Origin of the sequence: Methylobacterium indicum (genome assembly GCF_001043895.1) — a bacterium.
Lineage (GTDB): Bacteria > Pseudomonadota > Alphaproteobacteria > Rhizobiales > Beijerinckiaceae > Methylobacterium > Methylobacterium indicum.
The window spans coordinates 1-20834 of sequence record NZ_JTHF01000019.1; the positions used below are offsets into that span (position 1 = coordinate 1).

Consider the following 20834-nt stretch of genomic DNA (forward strand, 5'->3'; position numbering starts at 1 on the left):
CGAGATGCCGTTCGGGTTGAACACCTGGGTGCCCGGGGCGATCCCGCCGCCGGCGACGGTGGCGAAGGCGAAGCGGTTGCGGCTGCGGCCGAAGTCGACGTACTGGGCGTCGGCCTCGATACCCACGACCACGCCCGAGCCCGGGGTGAACTGGTAGTTGTAGCCGATCTGGCCGCCGCCGACGAAGCCGTCGTTGCTGTTGCGGTTGCCGAAGGCGACGACGCCAGTGGCCGGCTGGCCGAACTGGTTGATGAACACGCTGTTGGCGGCGGTGGTGCCGGCCGGCACGCCGATCACGGTCGGGGCGCGGGTGTCAGCGGTGTTGAAGCCGTAACCGGCGTTGAAACCGGCGTAGAAGCCCGTCCAGGTGAAGACTGGCACCGGGGTGAAGACCGGCGGGGGGGCAACGCGACGCGGCAGGTCGGCGGCGAGGGCCGAACCGGCGACGAGGATGCCGGCGAGGGCGGTAGCGCTCTTGAGAAGCGACTTCATGGGAAACTGGTCCTTCCTACTATGCGGCGGCGGCCACGCCCGTTTTCGGGTCGGTGGTCATCCGAAGCAGTGTCTTCGACATACCCCGGCAGCCCGGTGAAAGCTGTGTCCTCGCGACAACGCTGGTGAGTTTCACCGCGGCCTTAACGGCTGTTCATCGCGAGCATTCCCTTGGCTCCTTATCCCCCTTAACGCGCGCGAACGGCCAAGGTTCATCCGCGCACATATTTTTTTTCTACGCTTGCCCCAGCAATCCTAACGAATGCCGAACGACGCCCTAGTGGGGGCGATTCGGGTGCGGAATCGCACCCGCGGCGGGGCAGGGTGCCAGGTCAGGAGGCGACGTTAGCGGGCGACGTCGGGGGCAAGCGTGATCGCCGAGACGAGGCGGCCGTAATCGGACTCCCGGCGATGGGTCGTGCGGCGGTAGCTGAAGAACCGCTCCGGGTCGGCGTAGGTGCACAGGCCGAGATCGGCCACGGTGCCGATCCCGGCGCGCTGCAGCCGCGCGACGATGTAGGCGGGCAGGTCGAACAGGCTGTGGGAGGGCCGCTCCGGGCTCGCGGCGAAGTAGCGGGCATTCTCCGCATCCGCCGCCTCGAACCGCTCGCGGAATTCCGGCCCGACCTCGTAGGCGGAAGCCCCGATCGTCGGGCCGAGCACGGCGACGGTTCGGGCGCGATCGGCGCCGAGGCCCTCCATGGCCGCGAGCGTCGCCTCGATCACGCCGGTGAGGGCGCCCTTCCAGCCGGCATGGGCCGCACCGACGACGCGATTCTGCGGATCGGCGAACAGGATCGGCCCGCAATCGGCGGTGAGGATGCCGAGACCCAGACCCGGCACCCGGGTCGCCATCGCGTCGGCGCGGGGACGCTCGGGGAAGGGCGCCTCGACCGTCACGGCCTCGGCCGAGTGGATCTGGTAGACGCTGACCAGATTCTCGGGGGGCAGCCCGAGGTGCTCGGTCATGCGGCGGCGGTTCTCGCGCACCCGCTCGGGATCGTCGCCCGAGCCGAGGCCGCCGTTGAGGGAGGCGTAGAGTCCCTCCGACACCCCGCCTTGCCGGGTGAAGAAGGCGTGGCGGATGCCGGGAAGCTGCAGGGCGGGCGCGTCGATGACCATGGTGGAGTCGTCCTCACGGGGCATTCCGCACCATCGCCCGGCAATCGTGTCGAAAGCGGGAATCTAGAGACCGGGAAGCGCGGGCTGGTTCGGGCCGGCGAGCCCCATCACCTTGAACAGGTGGCCCATGCCCCGGGTCGCCCGGTCGGTCAGGCGCTCGGCCCCGGCCCTGACGGCGGCGGCCTGGGCCGGGTTCGCCCGGGCGGCGAGGCGCTCCGCCCGCTGGGCGAGGCCGAGCGAGAGGAGAAAGTCGGCCTGCGTCACCGGCCCGTGCACCACGGCGCCTTCCCCCGCGGCGGCGCGGGCGAGCGCGGCGAAATCGACCTGCGCGGTGAGGTCGGTCTCGCCGGGGGCGGCCAGGGGATCGGCGAAACGGTGCCGGGCCACCGCCTGGAGCGTGTCGGCAGTGCCGCCGTAGAGGTCGCCGTAATCGATGGCGAGGAGCGCCCCGCCCGCGCGGGCGAGCCGGCCGGCGAGCTGGCGGGCGAGGTCGAGGGCGACGGCCGGCAGGGTCAGGATCGCGCCGTCCGCGCCGTCCGCGGCGATCTCGGGCGTCGGATCCGGGCTCAAGCCGAAGGCGAGGGCGTCGTCGGGCCCGAGGCCGATCCGGCGCTCGCACCAGCCGCGCGCGGTGCGCTGGTACTGGCGCACCGGCAGCGCGTCGAAGAACTCGTTGGCGAGCGCGATCATCGGGCCGCCCGGCAGGGTATCGATCCCGTTGTGCCAGGTCGGGGCGGCGCCCGTGAGCGCCCGGGCCTGGGCCGCGCGCAGCACCGGGCTCGTCTCGACGAGGTGCAGGTCGGCCGCCGCCAGGCAATCGGGGGCGGCGGCGCGCAGGGCGCGCAGGGCATCGGCCATCAGCGTGCCGCGGCCGGGGCCGAGCTCGACGAGGCGAAAGGCCCCCGGCCGGCCGAGGCCGTGCCAGACCTCCGCGGTCCAGAGGCCGAGAAGCTCGCCGAAGATCTGGCTGATCTCCGGCGCGGTGGTGAAGTCGCCCGCCGCGCCGAGGGGATCGCGGGTGCGGTAATAGCCGTGGACCGGATGGCCGAGGCAGAGCGCCATGTAGCGCTCGACGGAGATCGGGCCCTCGTGGGCGATCAGGCGGCGCAACTCGCCGAGGAGCGGCGTTCCGCTCACGTGGATGTCGCCTCGGACGACCCGGGCCCGGCGGCGTCCGGTGCGAGCCGGGCCCGCGGCCGGGTGTCGCCGCGCAGGGCGCGAACGATGAAGATCGCACCGACGATCAGCATCGGCACGCAGAGCAGCATCCCCATGGTGATGCCGCCGCCGAACGCCTCGACATGGGTGCCGAACAGGAAGCCGAGCTGCGGATCGGGCTCGCGGAAGAACTCGCAGGTGGTGCGGGCGATGGCGTAGCCGACGACGAACAGGCCCCCGAGCAGCCCGGGCCTGCGGAAGCCGACGCGGCGCACCGCGATCGCCATCAGGACGAACAGCACCAGCCCCTCGGCGACGGCCTCGTAGAGCTGGCTCGGATGGCGCGGCAGCGGGCCGCCGTTCGGAAAGACGATGGCGTAGGGAAAGTCCGGCGCCGGCCGGCCCCACAACTCGCCGTTCACGAAGTTCGCGATGCGGCCGAAGAACAGCCCGATCGGCACCACCACGGAGGCGAGGTCGAGCATCGCGTAGGTGTTGAGGCCGCGGCGGCGGGAGAACAGGACCAGCGCCAGGACCGCCCCGAGGAAGCCGCCGTGGAACGACATCCCGCCGCGCCAGATCGCCAGGATCTCGGCCGGGTGGGAGAGGTAGGCGGCGAGGTTGTAGAACAGCACGTAGCCGATCCGCCCGCCGAGCACGACGCCGAGCGCGACCCAGACGATCAGGTCGTCGATGTCGAGCGGCGTCGGCCGGCGCACCGCGCCCCACAGCGAGGGCGCCGAGACGAGGCGCTTGGCGTAGAACCAGCCGCCCACCAGGCCCACGATGTAGGCGAGGGCGTACCACTTGATCTGCAAGGGCCCGATCGCGACCGCAACGGGGTCGATGGCGGGGAAGGGCAGGGCGAGGAGCGGAGGCATCGGGCGGAGGTGAACCGGCGGCGCGGCGGCGTCAAGGCGGCCGTCATGCCCGCGCGGGATGACGGCTTTGCGGCGGTTCCCGGATCAGGCGGCTGGCGCCGCGATCGCCTCTCGGGGCGGCACCGCTCGCGGCTGCCCGTCGAGGAAGAGCCGGTAGGCGGCGTTGTCGGTCTCGTCGACATGCTCGTAGCCGAGTTCCGCGAGCGCCGCGGCGAAGCGGCCGCGCTCGGCCTCCGGCACCTGGATGCCGGCGAGCACCCGGCCGTAATCGGCACCGTGGTTGCGGTAGTGGAACAGCGAGATGTTCCAGGTCACGCCGAGGCTGTCGAGGAACTTCAGCAGCGCGCCCGGCCGCTCCGGGAACTCGAAGCGCAGGAGCCGCTCGTCGGCGAGGCCGGTCACCCGGCCGCCGACCATGTAGCGGACGTGGAGCTTGGCCACCTCGTTGTCGGTGAGGTCGACGATCGGGTAGCCGAGGCGGCGCAGTTCCTCGACCAGGGCCTCCTTCTCGGCCCGCCCGCCGGAGAGCTGCACGCCGACGAAGATCTGCGCCTCGGCGCCCGGCGCGTAGCGGTAGTTGAACTCGGTGATGGCGCGCCGGCCGAGCGCCCGGATGAAGGCGCGGTAGCTGCCGGCCCGCTCCGGGATGGTGACGGCGAACAGGGCTTCCCGCCGCTCGCCGATCTCGGCCCGCTCGGCGATGTGGCGCAGCCGGTCGAAGTTGAGGTTGGCGCCGCTGTTGATCGCCACCAGGGCGCCGGAGCCGAGGCCGCCGCGGGCGGCGTATTCCTTGAGGCCGGCCAGCGCCAGCGCCCCCGACGGCTCGGACATGGCGCGGGTGTCGTCGAACACGTCCTTGACCGCGGCGCAGATCGCGTCGGTGTCGACGGTGATCACCTCGTCGAGATACTGGCGGCAGAGCCGGAAGGTCTCTTCCCCGGCCTGGCGCACGGCGACGCCGTCGGCGAACAGACCGACCGAATCGAGCACCACCCGCTCGTCGGCCTCGATCGCCGCCTTCATGCTGGCGGCGTCCGCCGGCTCGACGCCGATGACCCTGGTCTCGGGCCGCATGAACTTGATGAAGGTGGCCACACCCGCCGCGAGGCCGCCGCCGCCGATCGGCACGAAGACCGCCTCGATCGGCTCGCCGTGCTGGCGCAGGATCTCGAGCCCGATCGTGCCCTGGCCGGCGATCACGTCGGGGTCGTCGTAGGGATGGATGAAGGTCAGGCCCTGCTCGGCCTCCAGCGTCTTGGCGTGGGCGTAGGCCTCGTCGAAGGCGTCGCCGTGCAGCACGACCTGGCCGCCGCGGGACTTCACGCCCTCGACCTTGATCGCCGGGGTGGTGCGCGGCATCACGATCACCGCCGTGACGCCGAGGCGCTTGGCGGCGAGCGCCACCCCTTGCGCGTGGTTGCCGGCCGAGGCGCAGATCACGCCGCGGGCGAGCGCCTCCGGCGCCAGGCTCGCCATCTTGTTGTAGGCGCCGCGCAGCTTGAACGAGAAGACCGGCTGCAGGTCCTCGCGCTTGAGCAGCACCTGCGCGCCGAGGCGCTGCGACAGGCGCGGCATCGGGTCGAGCGGGCTCTCGATGGCGACGTCGTAGACGCGGGCGCCGAGGATCTTCTTGATGTAGTCGTGCACGGCTTTACGTCATGTCTGGAACGGACGGCGAGAGCCGCCTCGGAGGCCGCTGAATAGCGGGTTTCGTTGCGGGATGCGAGCTTGACAGGTGCCGATCGGCCTCTGAGCCTGTCCGAGTGAGCCGACCGGACTGGCACTCGCCGCGTCATCCTGGGGCCGCGCGGCCCCAGGATGACGAAGCGGGACGGCAGCGTCTGTGCCGGGCAGGCCTGACGACGCAGACGGGCTTAGCGGACCTCTCCGGCGCTCCGGGAGATCCATCTCGCCACCAGCGGCCCGGTGACGATGACGATGAGGAGCCGCAGGGTCTGCACCGCCAGGACGAAGGACACGTCCGAATGGGTGCCGACGGCGATGATCGCCACCGAATCGAGGCCGCCCGGGCTCGTCGCCAGATAGGCGGTCAGGAGGTCGATCGGCAGCAGGAAGGTCAGGCCCCAGGCCCACATGCCGCAGAGACCGATCAGCCCGAAGGTCGCGACCAGGACCGCCGGGAGGGCGTGGATCGTCGCCCGCACGGTGGCGGGGGTGAAGCGCAGGCCCACCGTCCAGCCGATGCCCGCATAGGCCAGCGCGAGAAGCCAGGACGGCAGGACCATGCCGACGAGCCCGGTGGCGTGGAGCGCGGCGCCCAGCACCAGCGGGCCGATCATGGCGCCGGCCGGGACGCGCAGGCGCAGGCCCGCCCAGGCGCCGAGCCCGGCTACCGCGAGGGTCGCGAGGACCGCGAGCGGCGCCGGCTCCATGCCGGCCCCCGGCAGCGCGCCGTTGCCCCCGGCCAGCAGCCGGGCCACCACCGAGGCGGTGAGCGCCACGCAGGCGACCCGGACATACTGCATGAAGGCGACGAGGCGCGGATCGGCGCCGAACTCCTCCGCCATCGCCACCATGGCGGAGGCGCCGCCGGGCGACGAGCCCCAGGCCGCGGTGGTGCCGGGCAGAAGGCGGATGCGGGTGAGGATCCAGCCCGTCATCGCCGAGGCCACCACGGTGACGCCGACCACCGCCAGGATCAGGAGCCCGTCCTCCAGGAGGGTCGCGACGATCGAGGCGTTGACCGCGTGGGCGACGAGGCATCCGATCGTCGCCTGCGCCGCCTGGAAGCCGACCTTCGGCACCCGGATGGGAGCGCCGCGCACCCCGAACGTGATGGCTGCGAGCATCGGTCCCAGCAGGAGGGCGGCCGGGAAGCCGGCGAACTGGAACAGGGCCGCCAGGGCGCCGGATGCCAGGACGAGACCCGCCCACAGGGCCGCCCTCTGCACGAGCGGGCGGGACGAGGCCGGCGAGGCGGAGGTCATGGCATCCAGAATGCAGTGTGACGGGGAATCGCCGCGAGGGCCCTGACCGTCGCGGCGTTGCGCCGTGGCGCTATACGGAAATCGCGCCCCTGTCGCCGCGCGGACCGGCCGCAACCGGCTGACGGAGGGGCAGCGTTGCGTGCGGCGCATGCCGCCGGAAGAAGGCGGCGAGCTCGGCCAGCCCCTCGCCGCGGGGATCGCTCGCCCGCCAGGCGAGCGCGATGGTGCGCCGGGGGCCTTCCGGCCCGAAGCCCCGGCAGATCGTGAGGCCGGTCGGGTCCGGCCCGGGCGGGGCGGCGAGCGCCGGAAGCAGGGTGTAGCCGGCGCCCGCCGCCACCATCGAGCGCAGGGTCTCGAGGCTGGTGGCGTGGCGCCCGCTCGCCGGGCCGGCGCCGCACGCCGCCGCCGCCTGGTCGCGCAGGCAATTGCCCTCGTCGAGGAGCAGCAGGTCCGTGCCGGCGAGGTCGCCGGCCCGCGGCGCCGGGCCGGTGGCCAGGGCATGCTCGGCCGGACAGGCGAGCAGGAACGGCTCGTCGAACAACGGCACGACCGCGAGCCCGGCCTCCGGGACCGGCAGGGACACGAGCGCGGCGTCGACCCGGCCCTCGCGCAGGGCATCCAGAATCTCGGCGGTTCGCCCCTCGCTGAGGGCGAGGGCGAGATCCGGGAAGGCCTCGCGCAGGTCCCGCAGCACCTTCGGAAACAGGTAGGGCCCGAGCGTCTGGATCGCCGCGAGGACGAGACGGCCCCGCAGGTTCTCCCCGCTGCCGCCCTCGCGGGCGACGAGCAGCAGCGCCCGCGCCTCAGCCAGCACGGCCCGGGCCTGGCGCACCACCGCCTGCCCGCCCGGCGTCAGCAGCACCCGGCGGTTCGCGCGCTCGAACAGGGCGATCCCCAGGAACTCCTCGAGCTTGCGCACCTGCACGCTCAAGGTCGGCTGGCTGACGGCGCAGCGCTCGGCGGCGCGGCCGAAATGGCCCTCCTCGGCCACCGCCACGACGTATTCGAGATCCCGCAGGGACAGGCCTGAGACATTCATAGGCTGCGTCTATCGCAAACTTCGTAACGATGCATTTGTTTTCGGGTCATGCGGGGGTCATACGTTGGAGCGAGACCAGTTCCAGGGTGTTGGGCTGCGAGCCCACCCACCCCATGTGAGCGGTCCTCGCGCGGTGTCCCCGGAGGGGTTTCGTTCGGGCACCCCGCGCCTGCACGTCAGAGGAGTTTCCATGAGCGACCAACGCCCGATCCTGACGACCCGCCAGGGCCATCCGGTCCGCGACAATCAGAGCCTGCGCACGGTCGGCGAGCGTGGCCCGGCGACCCTCGAGAACTACCAGTTCATCGAGAAGATCACCCATTTCGACCGTGAGCGGATCCCCGAGCGCGTGGTCCATGCCCGCGGCGCCGGCGCCCACGGCTATTTCGAGGCCTACGGCACGATCGGCGGCGAGCCGGCTTCCAAGTACACCCGCGCCCGCGTCCTCAACGAGACCGGCGTCAAGACGCCGATGTTCGTGCGCTTCTCGACCGTCGCCGGCGCCAAGGAGAGCCCCGAGACCGCCCGCGATCCGCGCGGCTTCGCGGTGAAGTTCAAGACCGTCGACGGCAACTGGGACCTCGTCGGCAACAACCTGAAGGTCTTCTTCATCCGGGACGCGATCAAGTTCCCGGACATGATCCACGCCTTCAAGCCGGATCCGGTGACCAACCGCCAGGAGGCCTGGCGCTTCTTCGACTTCGTGGCGGCGCATCCCGAGTCGATCCACATGGTGACGCACCTGAAGTCGCCCTGGGGCATCCCGGCCAACTACCGTGAGATGGAAGGCTCGGGCGTCAACACCTACAAGCTGGTCAACGACCAGGGCGTGGCGCATCTCTGCAAGTTCCACTGGACGCCCAAGCAGGGCGTGCGCAACCTGACCTCGGCCCAGGCCGCCGAGATCCAGGGCCGCGACGTCGGCCATGCGACCAAGGACCTGTACGACAACATCGCCGCCGGCAACTTCCCCGAATGGGAGTTCGCGGTGCAGATCATGCCGGACGGCCCGAACGACCACCTGTCGTTCGATCCGCTCGACGACACCAAGCTGTGGCCGGTGGACCAGTTCCCGCTTCTGCCCTGCGGCCGCATGGTGCTCGACCGGGTGCCGGACAACTTCTTCGCCGATGTCGAGCAATCGGCCTTCGGCACCGGCGTGCTGGTCGACGGGATCGACTTCTCGGACGACAAGATGCTCCAGGGGCGCACCCTGTCCTACTCGGACACCCAGCGCTACCGCGTCGGCCCGAACTACCTGCAACTGCCGATCAACGCGCCGGCCCCGGGCGTGAAGACCGCCACCAACCAGCGCGACGGCCAGATGACGTTCTATGTCGACGGCGTCGGCGAGAACAAGCACATCAACTACGAGCCGAGCACGATCGGTCAGGGCCTGCGCGAGGCGCCCAAGCCCGCGAAGGAGTACCACCAGCCGGTCGAGGGCCAGCTCGGCCGCTACCAGACCAGCCGCACCGAGGACGACTACACCCAGGCCGGCGTGCGCTACCGCTCCTTCGAGGAGTGGGAGCGCGAGGACCTGATCGCCAACCTCGTCGCCGACATGAAGGAATGCCCCGAGGCGATCCAGCTCCGGATGGTCTGGCATTTCTGGCACGCCGACGAGGATTACGGCCGCCGCGTCGCGGAAGGCGCCGGCATCGATCTCGAGAAGGCCAAGGCCCTGCCGCCGCTGCCGGGCCGCGCCGCGCCGGGCCAGCGCCTGAAGGCCGAGACCTATACCGACGGGTCGCAGGCCCATAAGGTCGCGGCCGAGTAAGGCTTGAGACCTCAACGGCCTGAGTGAATGACGAGCCCCGCCCGGAGCGATCCGGGCGGGGCTTTTTACGTTGGGGAAGGATGGCGGTGAAACGGTCGAGGTGCTATCTTCGATTGCGGTACGATCGCGTGCCCGGGTACGCCGCATGACTGCCGTCGCCTTCGATACGCTGAAGCTCGCCCGCACCCTGCGGGACAAGGCGAAGCTGCCGCCAGATCAGGCGGAAGGGTTCGCCGAGGCGATTTCCGATGCGGTACAGGGCGATCTCGCGACGAAATCGGACGTGAAAGCGTCGGAGGCAGCTCTTCGCGCTGACATCAAGGCCGTTGAGACGGGCCTGCGCGCTGAGATCAAAGAGGTCGAGACAGGCCTGAGCGCCGAGATTAAAAGGGTCGAGACAGGCCTAAGCGCTGAGATTAAAAGGGTCGAGACAGGCCTGGGCGCCGAGATTAAAAGGGTCGAGACAGGCCTGAGCGCCGAGATCAAAGAGGTCGAGACAGGTCTGCGCGTCGAGATCAAAGGGGTCGAGACGAGCCTGCGTGCCGAATTCGCTGATCTCCGTGCCGACCACAAAGCCTTCGCCGGCGATCTACAGGGGATGGAGAAGAATCTGCGCTCTGAGTTCAAGGCGCAGCTCTCTGAAACTCGGGCCGAGCTTGCCAAGTGGATGATCGGTGCGGTCGGCTTGCAGACCGTCGCCATCATCGGCGCGATGGTCACCTTGATCCGCATCCTCAAACCCTGAAGCGGCGTTGTCTCCGGCGCTCACAGTCAGGAGCTCCACCATGGACAGACCCGAACCCGGCACCGGCGCCACGATCGGCGGGATGCAGGTGCGCTACCTCGCCCGCAGCGACGCCACCAGCGACGCGATCGGCATCTACGCCGTCACCCTGGCCGCCCGCTCGCCGGGGGCCGGGCTGCACCGCCACGCCCGGCTCACCGAGGCGTTCGAGGTGCATGAGGGCGCGCTCACCCTGCGGCTGAACGACCGCGACGTGACGGCCGGACCGGGCGACTTCGTGCTGGTGCGCCCCGGCGAGCCGCACGCCTTCGCCAATCGCGGCGACGAGCCCGTGCGCTTCACTCTGACCTTCACCCCGGCGCTCCGCCGCGAGGGCTTCTTCGAGGGGCTGGCGGCTTTGGCCAGGGAGGACCGCCTGCGGGACGAGGGCGCCATGCGGGCCCTGATGGCGGCCTACGACCAGGAGCCGCTCGCCGGATTCTCGGGCTGGAGCGAGGTCGGCTGACGCGCCATGCTCTCTCCCTCACGAATCGGGAGGGCAGGGCATGCGGCGGCGCATCGACGGCGGGTCGAGCTTCGAGCGGGACTACGGCTATTCCCGCGCGGTGGTGCAGAACGGCTTCGTGTTCGTGGCCGGCACCACCGGCTACGATTACGCCACGATGACGATGCCGGAGGAGGCCGGGGCGCAGGCGGAGGCGTGCTGGCGCACCATCGCGGGCGTGCTCGAACAGGCGGGAACGTCGCTGGAGCACGTCGTGCGCGCCACCTACTACCTCACCGACCGGGCCGACGCCGAGGCGGTGCTCACCGTCTGCGGCCGGGTGCTGCGGGAGATCCGCCCGGCCGCGACGCTGGTGGTCGTCGCCGGGCTGCTGCGGCCGGAGATGAAGGTCGAGATCGAGGTGACGGCGGTGATGGCCGGGACGATCTCGACGATCTAGACGCAGGATCCTGGCCTCACTCCTTCGCCGCGCACCGCGCCGCACCCGATTCGGCGGCGTCGCACCAATCGGTGCCGGTCCACAGCCGCACCTGCACGGTGGCGACCCCGTTCTCCACGATGATGCGGTTATAGGCGTTGGGCTCGTTACCGCGCAGCCGCGTCGAGGTGGCGGAACCGGCCTGTACGGCGAGCAGGCGCCGGGCGCTCGCCTCGGCCACCGGCCGGTCGAGTTCCGCCTTCGGGCCGTCCGGGGTCGGCTCGGCGAAGCGGGCATAGCCGCGATGGAGATGGCCGGCCAGCGTCAGCCCGACATCGTGGCGCCGGAAGGCGTCGAGGGCCTCGTCGGCCCGGCCGACCAGGCGCGCCTCCTCGTCCCAGGGCGGCGGCATGAAGGGATGGTGGCCGACCACGATGCGAAACAGCCCGGGCGGCAGGGCGTCGAGCTTGGCTTCCGTGCGGCGGATCTGCGCTCGGGTGATCTTGCCCTGCGACCAGTCGGTCTCCGGCGCCCAGGTCCGCACCGTGTTGAGGCAGATCACCGCGATCTCGTCGTCCTGGAAGACCGGCTCGGTCTCGGGCGCGACGTAGCGCTTGTAGCGCCGGAACGGATGGAAGAAGCGCTGCCAGAGCCGGAACGGCGAGATGTCGTGGTTGCCCGGCACGGCGATCCAGGGATGGGGCAGCCGGTCGAGGAAGGCTTTCGCCTCCAGGTATTCCCGGGTGCGGGCCCGCATCGTGAAGTCGCCCGAGATGATGATCAGGTCCGGCTGGTCGCGGGTCAGTTCCGCCACCAGGCCTTCCACCACCGCGGGGTCGGTACGGCCGAAATGCAGGTCCGAGATATGGGCGATCCGCCTCACCGGGGCTCCTCCGCCGGCACGAGGACGCGGAGGGCGGAGGCGCGGAGGCGGTAGCGCAGGGGTGGGGCGATCAGCACGACCTCTCCGTCGTTCATGACCCGCAGGGCCTTGCGGGCATCGAGCGTCAGGGCGTCGGTCTCGTGCCGTTCGAGGTCGGGCAGCCGGCGCCACTCGCCGATCGCGAAACCGAGCCCGAGCCGCACGAGCCGCGCCGCCGACAGGGTCTCGACGAGGTAGAGCGTGAGGTGGCCGCCGTCGACGCCCGCGCGCGAGAGAACCTGGCCCAACCCTTCCCGATAGTCGCCGCAGACGACCGCGAGCGTCCGGAAGCGCACCCGGCGGGTCTCACCCGCGATAGTCAGGACGGCGCGCTCCCGCGGGTAGCGCCCGAGATGGCGCAGGAGGCCGGCTCCCATGCGCACCATGTCGAGAAATCCCATCCGCCCGCGCTTGGCCTCGCGGTGGCGGGCCATCCGGGCCGGGAGGCCGAGCACCGAGTTGATCAGGAAGACGTGGCCGTTGACCTCGCCGGCATCGATCGCCCGCATCGTGCCGGTCGCCAGGACGGCGATCGCCGCATCGAGGTCGAGGGGGAGGCCGAGATCCTTGGCGAGCAGGTTCATCGTGCCGAGCGGCAGGATGCCGAGCGGGACCTCTCGGCCGGTCAGCGCCTGCGCCGCACAGGCCAGCGTCCCGTCGCCCCCGGCCACCGCCACGGCGTCGATGCCCGGGAGTTCGGCCGCGGCCGCCAGCCGCTCCGGCAGCGGCGCATCGGGGCGCGGCTCCGGTACGACCGTGAGGCCGGCCGCGTCCAGGCGGCTGCGGAGGGCGTCGGGCGTCAGGCCACCATCGACCAGGGAGCCCGCCGCGACATTCGCCACCAGCACGATCCGGCGGACGGGAGCTTCACGACTTGGATTCGTCACGCGGATGTCCCAGGCGGCGACGGTGCCGCCCGGGGAGGATGCCAGCCCCTCATCTCAAGGAGATGGCAGGCTGAAACAGGTCGGGTCGACTCCGACCTGTACGGTACCGGCACGGTCAGGCTCGCAACTCGCAACGAATCCCGAGGCAGGTCCTACCGGCAGCGACCGTCCTTCGCTCGAAGGTCGCGATCACCGTCAACGGGTCGATCTCGAGTGCCATGTCTCGATCGACCCGCAAGATTTTCGATCGTTCCTCGATGGCGTTCGATTGTCTGGTCGGTTCCATCGAGGAGCGACGATATCTACCAAAAGACAAATTTTCGTCAGTATTCCCAAAAAATCCGCTGCAGCTCCTTGGTGTCGCTGGTCTTGGTCATCGCGACGGCGGCGAGGATCTTGGCCTTCTGCGGGTTCAGGTCGTGGGCCACCACCCAGTCGTACTTGTCGTCGGGCTGCTCGGCGTTGCGAAGAACGAAGCCGTCGCCGACGCGCGAGGAGCGGATGACGATCGTGCCCTTGGCGCGAAGGTCCTTGAGGGTGTCGACGAGGTAGCCCGCCACCGAGCCGTTGCCGGTGCCGGCGTTGACGATCGCCTTGGCGCCGGCCTGGACGGCCGAGGTGTAGGCGGCCGGGTTCATATTGCCCGAGCCGTAGACGATGGCGACCTCCGGCAGGGTGTCGATCGTGTCGATATCGAACTCGGACGACGTGCCGTGCCGCTTCACGGGCGCGCGGAACCAGTAGGTCTTGCCCTCGACCACCATGCCGAGCGGGCCCCACTGGCTGAAGAACGCGCTCGGCTTGATGTTGACGCGCTTCGTCACGTCGCGGCCGGCCTGGATCTCGTCGTTCATCGTCACCAGCACGCCCTTGCCCCGGGAGGCCGGGTTCGCCGCGGTGGCGACGGCGTCGGTCAGGTTGAGGGCGCCGTCGGCCGACAGCGCGGTCGAGGGGCGCATCGAGCCGACGACGACGATCGGCTTGTCGCTCTTCACCACGAGGTCGAGGAAGTAGGCGGTCTCCTCCAGGGTATCGGTGCCGTGGGTGATGACCACGCCGTCGACGTCGTCCTGCTTCAGGAGCTGGGAGACCCGCTTGGCGAGCTGCACCAGCTGCGCGTTGGTGAAGCTCTCGGAGGCGATCTGGAACACCTGCTCGCCGCGGACGTTCGCCAGTTCCCCGAGGGACGGGATCGCGGCGATCAGCTTGTCCACCGGTACCTTGGCGGCCTGGTAGGTCGCGCTGTTGGTGGCGTCCGCCCCCGCGCCCGCGATGGTGCCGCCGGTGGCGAGGATCACCACGTTGGCCTTGGTGGCGGCGGCTGGCGGCGCCGTGGTCTGGTTCGCCGGTCCCTGCGGCATCTCGCGGGCGATGGCGGGACCGGCGAGGGAGACGGTCGCGAGCAGGAGCGCCGCGAGGGCGGGACGGAAACGGGGCATGGTCGAGTCCTGGACGAGTGGGGAATCGGACGACCGGAGCGGGTATCAGCCCCGCGCGATTCCCACCAGCGCACCCACCGGCCACCGTCTCCGACGGCGGCGGGCAGAGCGGCGAGCCGGCAACTTTCCCGTCATTCGGGCGTTGTTCAGAGACGCGACGCCGAGCGTCCCGCGCCAGCGGCTACTGGCTCATTCGACAGTCGAGGAATATCCATGTCCGCCTCCCAGGACGGTCTCAAGCCTCGTTTCGCCCAGCACATCGATATTCATTGCCCGGACGACCGCGCCTACTGGGCCGATCACTTCGGCGTCAGCGGGGACGAGTTGCGCGATGCGGTGAAGATGGTCGGTTCGCGGGTCACCACCGTGGCGGCACATCTGGGCTGCCAGGCGGCGTAATCCACCGCTCGGCCCATGTCCGGCACCGCGGGCCCGAGACGGCTCGCGGTGCTTTTTTGTTGGGATCTCGCGAGGACGGTTGGATCGAAGGACGTCGTCGTGCGGCGTTCCGCAACCAGCCCTTGCATCGGGACCGAATCGAACGGGGTCTCACCCCCGCAACGCCGCCTCGACCCCCGCGGCGATCTCGAGGAGCCGCCGGTCGTGGCCGTGGCGGGCGAGCAGCATCAGGCCGACGGGCTTGGCTTGGCCGGGGAGCGGCAGCGAGATGCCGGTCAGGTCGAACAGGTTCCCCACCATCGTGTTGCGGAGCATCAGGAGGTTGAGGCGCGAGAACTCGGCGTCGTCCTCCGCCACCGCGGCAATGCTCGGTGCGGTGATGGCGGTCGCCGGCAGGGCCAGCACGTCGAGGGGGGCGAGCCGCTCGTCGCCGGCCTCGATCAGGCCGGCGCGGGAACGCATCATCCGGATATAGGCCGCCGCCGTCACGGTGCGGCCGCGGGTGATGCGAGCATGCACCCGCGGGTCGAAGGCCGAGGCCTCGGCGTCGAGCCAGTCGGCATGGATCTCGGCGGCCTCGATCGCGGCGATCGGGCCCGCCGCCGTCGCCTCGGCCATGCGGGCGAGGAGGTCGTCGAAGGCGGTGTCGTGGACCCGCGCGCCGGCCGCGCTCAGGCGCGAGAGGGCGGCCTCGAAGGCCTGCGCCACCACCGCCTCGGTCTCGGTGAAGAGGAGGCCGCGGGGCACGCCGATCCGCAGGTCGCGCAAGGGGAACGCCGTGAGCGGGCGATACTCCTCGCCGGCCAGCACCGCGTCGGTGGCGGCGCAGGCCTCGACCGAGCGGGCGAGCGGGCCGATCGAATCGAGCGAGGGCGAGAGCGGGAAGGCACCGGCGAGCGGCACCCGGCGGGCGGTGGGCTTGAAGCCGACGACGCCGTTGAGCGAGGCCGGGATGCGGATCGACCCGCCGGTATCGGTGCCGATCGCGATATCGGTGGTGCCGAGTGCCGCCGAGACGCCGGCCCCGGAGGACGAGCCGCCCGGCACCAGGCTCGGATCGGCGGCGTTGCCGGGGGTGCCCCAATGCGGATTGAGGCCGAGGCCCGAGAAGGCGAACTCGGACATGTTGGTTTTTCCGACGACCACCGCGCCGGCGCGGCGCAGGCGGGCGACGGTCGGTGCGTCCTGGAGCGCGGCCTCGGCCCGGCGGCGCAGCGACGAGCCGGCGGTGGTCGCCTCGCCCTGCACGTCGAACAGGTCCTTGATCGACACGATGGCCCCGTCGAGGGCGCCCAGGGACAGGCCGGCCTTGCGGCGGGCGTCCGACGCGTCGGCGGCGGCGCGGGCAGCCTCCGGGTAGAGCTTGGTGAAGACGTGGCGGCTCGCCGGCTCCTCGATCAGGGCGAGGCGGCGCTCCAGGTCGTCGCGGACGGTGCTCATCGGTGGGTCTCCGGGTCAGGCACGGGGGCGTGGGCGGCCGGCGAGCAGAATTCCGCCGTTCCAGCCGACGTTGATCAGAAGGGCGAGCGACAGGGCAAGGGCGGGCCCCAGCCGTTCGACCGTGAGGGCGAGGGCGAGCAGGGCCGCCACGAAGCCGAGGAGCCCCGGCAGGCTCAGGATCAGCACCGTCGCGGTCGCCGCCCCGCCGAGGCGCGGATGCAGGATCACCGCCAGGCTCACCATCACCACCGGGGCGAAGGCCAGGATGCCGGCGGCCCCCGGGCCGGCGAGCCGCCCGGCCAGCACCACCGCGACGACGACGCTCATGACGATGCCGGCCCGGATCAGGATATCCCGCCGCCGTCCCCGGCGCGACGGCAGGGGGCCGGTGACGCGAAGGCTCCGACAGAGGGCGATGCAGGCGAGGATCACCAGCACGGCTGCGGCTCCCCCACCCGCCAGGCCGAGGCCGAGACGGGTCAGGACGAGCGCCGAGACGAGCCAGACCGCGAGCGCCGCCGCGAGTGCGAGGGCGACGCCGTGCCGGCGGGCCAGGGCGGCGTAGGCGGCGATGAACAGGGCGGTGGCGGCGATGGCGGGCAGGCTCGCCACCGCGCTGTCGCGCAGGAACGCCGCGTCGTGGTCGAGGGCGAGGAAGAGGTAGGCCGGCCCGGCCGAGACCGGCAGCGTCGCGATCATCGCCCCGACGAGGGGTCCGGTCCGCTCGACCGCCAGCGAGGCGAGGACCACGATCCCGGCGCTCGCCAGCATCTTGGCGAGGAGCGCCGCCCAGAAGGCGGCGTCCCCGATCCCGGCGAGCGCGGTGACCGCCATCAGGCCACGACGGGCAGGACGGCGATGTCGTAGACGTGGGCGAGCGTGCGCCTCATCACCGGATCCTCCAGCTCCATCTCGAACCGATCAGCCGGCCGGATGCCGCCGATCGCCCCGAGGGTCCCGCCGAACATCACCGTGCCGGGGGGAAATTCCGGCCCGCCGGGGCGACGCGCCATCAGGTCGGCGGGCGTGCGCAAGGCCGTCAGCCGGCCTTCCTGATACAGAACCCGCTCGCCGTCGATGACGGCGTAGGAGCGCAGGATCAGGTCGTCCCAGTGATCTTCGACCTCGTCGAGGCGCCAGAGGCCGGTGCCGACCGGCTTGCCGCACATCTGCTTGGAGAGCGCGATGCCGACCGTCTCGGCCTTGCGGTCGGTGTGGTCGGAGCCGAGCCCGAGCCAGAGCCCGTCGGCGAGGGAGACGATCACCGGCTCGGCTTCGCCCGAGGAATCGGGACCCAGAACCTCGAGGCGGGCGCCTTGCGTCAGCGTCGCGGCGGCGGCGCGGTAATAGACCGGCACCGAGGAGGGCGGCGGCACGCCGATCGCCGCGAGCTCGTCGATGTGGTGGCGGATCGCCGCCTCGTCCCGGCCGGCCCAGCCGGCGATCACCAGCGCCTCGGGAGCGACCGCGATCGTGTCCCGGCGGCCGGCGGCCTCGCGATGGAAGGTCAGCATGGTGTGGGAATCCTTTGATGCAATGAAGGCCTGATCTATTCGAAAATCAGTAAAGCGCGGGATCCCCTCTCCAGGCGATGCCGGGCTTGCCAGAGATCCTTGCCCGGTATCGCTGCAAGGTGTGGGGGAGGGGTAGGGGCGATCGAAGATCGCACGAGGGTGATACGGCTCCGCAAGTAGTCTGAAATGTCCCGCTGCCAGCACGACGCTCAATGCTTCATACTGAAGCGTATCACCCTCACCCCCGACCCCTCTCCCACACGGGAGAGGGGACGAGCGCTTTACTGTCCTTCGACCAGATCAACCCGAAACCGTCTCACTCCGCCGGAGCCAGATCGGCGAACGCGCCCTCGCGCCAGCGGGCGAAGCCCAGCACCAGGAGCCCGGCCAGCAGCTCGAAGCCGGCGACGACGTAGAGACCGTTGCTCGACGTGCCGGTGAGCGTGTTCGACAGGCCGACCACGTAGGGGGCGACGAAGCCCGCGAGGTTGCCGATCGAGTTGATCGCCGCGATGGCGCCCGCCGCCGCGGTGCCGGCGAGGAATGTCTGCGGCAGCGACCAGAAGACCGGGAAGGCGGCCAGGATGCCGATCGCCGCGACGGTGAGCGCGAGGAGGGCCAGCACCGCGTGGCCGATGAGCGCCCCGGTGGCGGCGAGCCCCGCGGCGGCGATCAGGCTGGCGATGGCGCAGTGCAGCCGGCGCTCGCCGGTGCGGTCGGAATGCGCGCCGGTCCACACCATCGCGACGGTGCCGGCGATGAACGGCACGGCGGCGAGGAAGCCGATCGCGATCGAGCCCTGCACGCCGATCTCCTTGATGATCGAGGGCGTCCAGAACGCGATCGTGGCATTGCCGCTGACGATGCAGAAGTAGATCAGCGCGCAGAGCCAGACCCGGCCGTCGCGCAGCGCGGCCTTGAAGCTCGCCTCCTTGCCGGCGGCGCGCCCTTCCGCCGCGACCACCGCCGTCATGGCGGCGGCCACCTTCGGCGAGAGCCACCGCGCGTCCTTCGGCCGGTCGGGCAGGAAGGCCAGCACCGCCGCGCCCGCGATCAGCGACGGGATGCCCTCCAGGATGAACAGCCACTGCCAGTTCGCCATCCCGGCGACGCCGCCCATCGTGCCCATGATCAGGCCCGCCAGCGGCCCGCCGATCACGCCCGCGATGGCGAAGGAGGTCATGAACAGGCCGTTGATGCGCGAGCGCTTCGCGCTCGGGAACCAGTAGGTGAGATAGAGCACCACGCCTGGGAAGAACCCGGCCTCGAACACCCCGAGCAGGAAGCGGATGGCGTAGAAGGCCCATTCCGATTGCACGAAGGCGAGGCTCATCGAGGCGAGCCCCCACAGGATGGTGATGCGCGCCAGCGTCTTGCGGGCGCCGATGCGCTCCAGCAGCAGGTTGCTCGGCACCTCGAACAAGAAGTAGCCGATGAAGAAGATGCCGGCGCCGAAGCCGTAGACCGCCTCGCTGAACTTGAGGTCGGAGAGCATCTGGAGCTTGGCAAAGCCCACGTTCACCCGGTCGATCCAGGCCAGGATGAACAGGAACACCAGGAACGGGATCAGCCGGAGCGTCGCCCGGCGATAGCCCTCGTCCAGCTCTCCCGCTTGCAATTCGTGCGCGGTCACGTCGTCCACCCTCGGCATCGCTCTTCTCCCGCGGTCCGGTTCCGGCCGCTCGGCGTGTGGTTCTGCAACTACCATGCCTGTGATATTTCACAAGCGGCAGCAAGTCGGGTCCAGGCCGTGCTATGGGGACGGCGATCGAGCGGAGCGGTGGCGGTGGTGGAAAAGCGGGCAGGTTCGTGCCCAACCTTGTCGCAGAACGAGCAGGCCTATCGGCGGCTGAAGGACGACATCGTCGCGCTGCGGCTGAAGCCCGGCGACGCGCTGAACGAATCCGGTCTCTGCGCGGAGCTCGGCCTCGGTCGCACGCCGGTGAACCAGGCGCTGCACCGGCTGATGCACGAGGGGCTGGTGCGGATCCTGCCCCGCAAGGGTGTCCTGGTGCAGCCGCTCTCGATGGACGAGTTCGCCCACCTGATCGAGGTGCGCCGCCTGACCGAGCCGCCCTGCGCCGCGCTCGCCGCCGCGCGGATCGGCGCCGAGGCCCTGGAGCGGCTGGAGGCGGTGCTGGCCGCATCGCCGACGGATCTCGACGCGATCCTCGAATCGGATCGCCTCTTCCACGCGGTGATCGCCGAGGCCTCCGGCAACCGGGTGCTGGCCGAGGTGCTGGCCGGGCTGCACGGGCGCTCGGTCCGGTTCTGGGCTCTCTCGCTCGCCACCGGCCACCACCAGGCCGAGGTGGCCGAGGAGCATGCCGTGATTCTCGCGGCCCTGCGCCGGAGCGATCCCGATGCGGCGGCGGCGGCGATGACGGCCCATATCGATTCCTTCGCCCGCACGCTCGCCTCGCGGCTGGGGTAAGGACCGCTGGCGAGCCGGGAGGGCGCATGGCGGAGACGGCAGGGTTCCACGTCGTGCGATCGGGCGCCGCCGCGGATGGTCGCGCTCCCCTCGTGCTGCTCCACGGGAGCGGCGGGTCCGAGCGCTCGCTGACCGGCTTCGGGCAGCGCGTCGCGGGCGGGCGCGCCTGCCTCTTCGTGCGCGGGCGGGTTCCGTGGGAGGGCGGCCACGCCTTCTTCCGGCGCAATCCCGACCGCAGCCTCGATCACGCCGACCTCGCGGCTCGATGCGATGAGTTCTGCGACCTCCTGCGCCGCCTCGCCGCGAGTGAAGGCCGGCCCCCGCTCCTCGTCGGCTTCTCCAACGGCGCCGTCATGGCGGCGGCGGCCATACTGGACGCGCCTGCGCTGTCCTCGGGTGCCGTTCTTCTCCGCCCGCTCTCCCCGCGCCCGCAAGAGCCGTTCCCGTCACTCGACGGCTATCCCGTCCTGCTGCTGGGCGGTGCGTCGGACGCGCGACGCCACCCCTCCGACACCCCCATCCTCGCCGAGCGGCTCCGGCAGGCGGGCGCCCGCGTCACGGCACGGGTCCTTCCGGTCGGCCACGACCTGGACGAGGCGGGCGAGGATGCCCGCCTGGCGCGCGACTGGCTGGCGGCGCGAGACTGACGGTTCGAGGCCGGAGGGCGGGTGGGACGAGGGCCGCACGACCCCGACCGGCGCCTGCCCTATG

The 20834-nt window shown here is 71.0% G+C and carries 20 protein-coding genes and 1 pseudogene; 7 read left to right on the forward strand and 14 right to left on the reverse strand.

What is annotated here, in order from left to right; all coding sequences use genetic code 11:
* The 7 genes and pseudogenes from QR78_RS02855 to QR78_RS02885 all read right to left on the reverse strand — a co-directional run.
* Positions 1–492, reverse strand: a pseudogene (locus QR78_RS02855) (porin family protein); the annotation flags it as partial.
* A 345-nt stretch (positions 493–837) separates the two neighbouring features.
* Positions 838–1614, reverse strand: coding sequence for a peptidoglycan editing factor PgeF (pgeF, locus tag QR78_RS02860; protein WP_048425984.1), 777 nt, complete (start codon positions 1612–1614; stop codon positions 838–840).
* Positions 1615–1677: 63 nt separating this feature from the next.
* Positions 1678–2757, reverse strand: coding sequence for a class I SAM-dependent methyltransferase (locus QR78_RS02865; RefSeq protein WP_425284187.1), 1080 nt, complete (start codon positions 2755–2757; stop codon positions 1678–1680).
* A complete protein-coding gene (gene lgt, locus QR78_RS02870; RefSeq protein ID WP_048425986.1) occupies positions 2748–3653 on the reverse strand; it encodes a prolipoprotein diacylglyceryl transferase in 906 nt (301 codons plus the stop codon). Before lgt ends, QR78_RS02865 begins: the two co-directional genes overlap by 10 nt.
* 84 nt (positions 3654–3737) lie before the next feature.
* Complete coding sequence (gene ilvA / locus QR78_RS02875; protein WP_048425987.1) at positions 3738–5300, reverse strand: threonine ammonia-lyase, biosynthetic; 1563 nt, start codon at positions 5298–5300, stop codon at positions 3738–3740.
* Between the two features lie 227 nt (positions 5301–5527).
* The gene (locus tag QR78_RS02880) at positions 5528–6601 is read right to left on the reverse strand and encodes an AbrB family transcriptional regulator (RefSeq protein ID WP_048425988.1); all 1074 of its coding nucleotides are present in this window, start codon (positions 6599–6601) and stop codon (positions 5528–5530) included.
* 70 nt (positions 6602–6671) lie between these two features.
* Entirely contained in the window at positions 6672–7640 is a 969-nt protein-coding gene (locus QR78_RS02885; RefSeq protein WP_048425989.1) for a LysR substrate-binding domain-containing protein, read from the reverse strand.
* 190 nt (positions 7641–7830) lie between these two features.
* Between QR78_RS02885 and QR78_RS02890 the strand changes: the two genes are divergently transcribed.
* From QR78_RS02890 to QR78_RS02905, 4 genes are all read left to right on the forward strand, one after another.
* On the forward strand, positions 7831–9420 hold the full coding sequence (locus QR78_RS02890) for a catalase (protein ID WP_048425990.1): 1590 nt from the start codon (positions 7831–7833) through the stop codon (positions 9418–9420).
* A 145-nt stretch (positions 9421–9565) separates the two neighbouring features.
* The gene (locus tag QR78_RS02895) at positions 9566–10165 is read left to right on the forward strand and encodes a CCDC90 family protein (protein ID WP_048425991.1); all 600 of its coding nucleotides are present in this window, start codon (positions 9566–9568) and stop codon (positions 10163–10165) included.
* 40 nt (positions 10166–10205) lie between these two features.
* Complete coding sequence (locus QR78_RS02900) at positions 10206–10670, forward strand: cupin domain-containing protein (protein WP_048425992.1); 465 nt, start codon at positions 10206–10208, stop codon at positions 10668–10670.
* 40 nt (positions 10671–10710) lie between these two features.
* A complete protein-coding gene (locus QR78_RS02905) occupies positions 10711–11109 on the forward strand; it encodes a RidA family protein (protein WP_048425993.1) in 399 nt (132 codons plus the stop codon).
* 16 nt (positions 11110–11125) lie between these two features.
* On the opposite strand, the gene QR78_RS02910 is transcribed toward QR78_RS02905, so the two are convergent.
* The 3 genes from QR78_RS02910 to QR78_RS02920 form a co-directional block, all read right to left on the reverse strand.
* Positions 11126–11971 (reverse strand): metallophosphoesterase family protein, encoded by an 846-nt coding sequence (locus QR78_RS02910; protein ID WP_048425994.1) that lies wholly within the window; start codon positions 11969–11971, stop codon positions 11126–11128.
* Positions 11968–12897, reverse strand: coding sequence for a diacylglycerol/lipid kinase family protein (locus tag QR78_RS02915; protein WP_048425995.1), 930 nt, complete (start codon positions 12895–12897; stop codon positions 11968–11970). The genes QR78_RS02910 and QR78_RS02915 overlap by 4 nt, the downstream gene beginning before the upstream one ends.
* 323 nt (positions 12898–13220) lie before the next feature.
* The gene (locus QR78_RS02920; RefSeq protein WP_048425996.1) at positions 13221–14336 is read right to left on the reverse strand and encodes an asparaginase; all 1116 of its coding nucleotides are present in this window, start codon (positions 14334–14336) and stop codon (positions 13221–13223) included.
* A 213-nt stretch (positions 14337–14549) separates the two neighbouring features.
* Here QR78_RS02920 and QR78_RS02925 point away from each other — a divergent pair, with 213 nt between their 5' ends.
* Positions 14550–14735, forward strand: a complete 186-nt coding sequence (locus QR78_RS02925) for a DUF3606 domain-containing protein (protein ID WP_048425997.1) — start codon at positions 14550–14552, stop codon at positions 14733–14735.
* A 150-nt stretch (positions 14736–14885) separates the two neighbouring features.
* Here the strand turns inward: QR78_RS02925 and QR78_RS02930 are convergent, their stop codons facing one another.
* From QR78_RS02930 to QR78_RS02945, 4 genes are all read right to left on the reverse strand, one after another.
* On the reverse strand, positions 14886–16175 hold the full coding sequence (locus QR78_RS02930) for an amidase (protein WP_048425998.1): 1290 nt from the start codon (positions 16173–16175) through the stop codon (positions 14886–14888).
* A gap of 15 nt (positions 16176–16190) precedes the next feature.
* Positions 16191–17009 carry a hypothetical protein gene (locus QR78_RS02935; RefSeq protein WP_048425999.1) on the reverse strand — a complete coding sequence of 273 codons (819 nt, stop codon included), beginning with the start codon at positions 17007–17009 and terminating at the stop codon, positions 16191–16193.
* Positions 17009–17689, reverse strand: a complete 681-nt coding sequence (locus tag QR78_RS02940) for a DUF2848 domain-containing protein (RefSeq protein WP_048426000.1) — start codon at positions 17687–17689, stop codon at positions 17009–17011. Before QR78_RS02940 ends, QR78_RS02935 begins: the two co-directional genes overlap by 1 nt.
* A 316-nt stretch (positions 17690–18005) precedes the next feature.
* Positions 18006–19340: an MFS transporter gene (locus QR78_RS02945; RefSeq protein ID WP_048426001.1), complete on the reverse strand. Its 1335-nt coding sequence runs from the start codon at positions 19338–19340 to the stop codon at positions 18006–18008.
* A 168-nt stretch (positions 19341–19508) separates the two neighbouring features.
* On the opposite strand from QR78_RS02945, the gene QR78_RS02950 reads away from it, so the two are divergent.
* Together QR78_RS02950 and QR78_RS02955 are read left to right on the forward strand one after the other, a co-directional pair.
* Positions 19509–20123 (forward strand): GntR family transcriptional regulator, encoded by a 615-nt coding sequence (locus QR78_RS02950; protein WP_244276421.1) that lies wholly within the window; start codon positions 19509–19511, stop codon positions 20121–20123.
* 26 nt (positions 20124–20149) lie between these two features.
* Positions 20150–20770, forward strand: a complete 621-nt coding sequence (locus tag QR78_RS02955) for an alpha/beta hydrolase (protein ID WP_089504176.1) — start codon at positions 20150–20152, stop codon at positions 20768–20770.
* Positions 20771–20834 lie beyond the last annotated feature (64 nt).